This window comes from Agrobacterium sp. K11, from assembly GCF_059429395.1.
Genome location: NZ_JCAHRB010000035.1, coordinates 1 through 2,557, shown reverse-complemented (window position 1 = coordinate 2,557; position 2,557 = coordinate 1). Strand labels below are relative to the sequence as shown.

The window sequence follows — 2,557 nt, the reverse complement described above, 5'->3', positions numbered from 1 at the left end:
GTAAGCCCACGGTGAAGGCCGTCTTGCGATGACGGCCTGCTGACTGCCAGTCCTAGTGGTAACACTAGGAGTAGTCATATGGCGAAGCATCCAATTGAGGTGATCACGTCTGTGGAGCGCCGTCGGCGCTGGTCACGAGAAGACAAAGAGGGGCTTGTCGCTGCCTGTCTTGAGCCTGATGCGGTGATCTCGGAGATTGCCCGCGCGGCCGGCATCCATGTCAGCCAGTTGTTCCGTTGGCGCAAAGAGCTTTGTCGGATCGAGGAGCCAAGATCTGACACTGCGGCTTTGGTGCCGGTAATCGTGTCCGAGGCCGCTTCGACAGTCTCTCCCGCTCAGCCGGAACCACCCACCAAATTCCATCCTCGTCGGAAGCGCAGTGATGTAACAATCGAACTAGGTCGGGGCCGACGCGTCCGCGTGGATAGCGACATCGACACGGACGCGCTTGGCCGCATCCTCGACTGCGTGCTGGGGCTGCGATGATCCCGGTTCCTGTTGGCGTGAAGGTCTGGCTGGCGACGGGCTATACGGACATGCGCAAGGGCTTCCCCGGTCTGTCGTTGATGGTGCAGGAGGCGCTGAAGCGTGACCCGATGTGTGGACACCTGTTCGTATTCCGCGGCCGCGGCGGTGGCCTGATCAAGGTGATCTGGCATGACGGCCAGGGCGCTTGCCTGTTCACGAAGAAGCTGGAGCGTGGCCGCTTCATCTGGCCATCAGCGGCCGATGGCACGGTAGTGATCACGCCCGCGCAGCTCGGTTATCTGCTGGAGGGCATCGACTGGCGGATGCCGCAAAAGACCTGGCGGCCGACGTCGGCCGGATGAGTAAAAACACTGGAATGACAGGCTCGAATATGATTCCATCCTGTCATGAGCAATACGACTGAAGAGCTTCCGGACGACCTTGCCAGTGCCCTTGCCCTGCTGGCCCAGGAACGCGCTCGACGTGTTGCAGCCGAAGCAGAAGCGGCGACCGCCAAGGCCGAAGCCGCCAGTGCAAAGGCACTCGTATCGCATTCCGAAGCGCTGATCGCGCGGCTGAAGCTGGAGATCGACAAGGTTCGCCGTGAACTCTACGGCAGCCGGTCCGAGCGTAAGGCGCGGCTCCTGGAGCAGATGGAACTGCAACTCGAGGAGCTCGAAGCAGACGCCGGTGAAGATGAACTGGCGGCGGAGATCGCAGCCAAAGCTTCAACCGTCAAAGCTTTCGAGCGCAGGCGTCCGTCACGCAAGCCCTTTCCTGAACACCTGCCGCGTGAGCGCGTCGTAATCGCTGCTCCCGCCAATTGCGCCTGCTGCGGCTCCACCAAACTGTCGAAGCTTGGTGAAGACGTTACCGAGACCCTGGAGGTCGTCCCGCGTCAGTGGAAGGTCATCCAGACGGTGCGGGAGAAGTTTACCTGTCGCGAGTGCGAGAAGATCACGCAGCCACCGGCTCCCTTCCATGTAACGCCACGCGGCTTTGCCGGGCCAAACCTGCTGGCGATGATCCTGTTCGAGAAGTTCGCCCAGCACCAGCCGCTCAATCGCCAGAGCGAACGCTATGCCCGCGAGGGCGTTGACATCAGCTTGTCAACGCTGGCCGATCAGGTCGGAGCATGTGCCGCGACGTTGAAGCCACTTCATTGTCTGATCGAAGCGCATGTTCTTGCCGCTGAGCGCCTGCATGGTGACGACACGACAGTGCCGATCCTGGCCAAGGGAAAGACCGATACCGGCCGCATTTGGACCTATGTCCGGGATGATCGGCCGTTCGGAGGCCTCTCACCGCCGGCAGCCCTTTACTATGCCTCGCGCGATCGACGGCAGGAGCATCCGGAACGCCACCTGAAGACCTTCACCGGTATTCTGCAGGCGGACGCCTATGGCGGCTACAATCCGCTGTTCAAGGGTGATCGCGATTCAAATCCGCTAAGACAGGCGTTTTGTTGGGCACACGCGCGTCGCAAGTTCTTCGTGCTCGCAGACATTAATGCGAACGCCAAGCGTGGAAAGAACGCCGCGCCGATCTCGCCTATGGCGCTCGAAGCTGTCAAACGGATCGACGGCCTGTTCGATATCGAGCGGGAGATCAACGGGCTTACGGCCGATCAACGCCTGGAACGTCGCCGCAAGGAAAGCCTGCCGCTCGTCGACAGTCTGCAGGTCTGGCTTCAAACCGAGCGTGCAAAACTGTCGCGCAGTTCTCCGGTCGCCGAGGCGATCGATTACATGCTCAAGCGTTGGGATGGCTTCACATCATTCCTGGAGGATGGCCGGATTTGCCTCACGAACAACGCCGCGGAGCGAGCCCTGCGAGGCTTCGCACTCGGTAGGAAGTCCTGGCTCTTCGCCGGATCAGACCGCGGCGCGGATCGTGCAGCCTTCATGGCCACGTTGATCATGACGGCAAAGCTCAACGACATCGATCCGCAGGCGTGGCTGGCCGACGTTCTTGCCCGCATCGCCGACACGCCGATTATCAGGCTGGAGCAGTTGCTTCCGTGGAATTGGACGCCGCCGACCGTCAACGCTCAAGCTGCCTGACCTGTGGCCTTCACCGGAGGCTTACG

The 2,557-nt window shown here is 61.2% G+C and carries 3 protein-coding genes; all 3 read left to right on the top strand.

Annotated elements, in window-relative coordinates:
* Positions 1-78 precede the first annotated feature (78 nt).
* Genes tnpA through AC5SEO_RS26785 form a run of 3 tightly spaced genes read left to right on the top strand, consistent with a single transcriptional unit; the run spans position 79 to position 2,531 of the window.
* Positions 79-486, top strand: a complete 408-nt coding sequence (gene tnpA / locus AC5SEO_RS26795) for an IS66-like element accessory protein TnpA (RefSeq protein WP_032488527.1) — start codon at positions 79-81, stop codon at positions 484-486.
* Positions 483-830: an IS66 family insertion sequence element accessory protein TnpB gene (tnpB, locus tag AC5SEO_RS26790; protein ID WP_034495582.1), complete on the top strand. Its 348-nt coding sequence runs from the start codon at positions 483-485 to the stop codon at positions 828-830. Before tnpA ends, tnpB begins: the two co-directional genes overlap by 4 nt.
* Before the next feature lie 45 nt (positions 831-875).
* Positions 876-2,531, top strand: a complete 1,656-nt coding sequence (locus tag AC5SEO_RS26785) for an IS66-like element IS66 family transposase (RefSeq protein ID WP_112402054.1) — start codon at positions 876-878, stop codon at positions 2,529-2,531.
* The last annotated feature ends 26 nt before the right edge of the window (positions 2,532-2,557 follow it).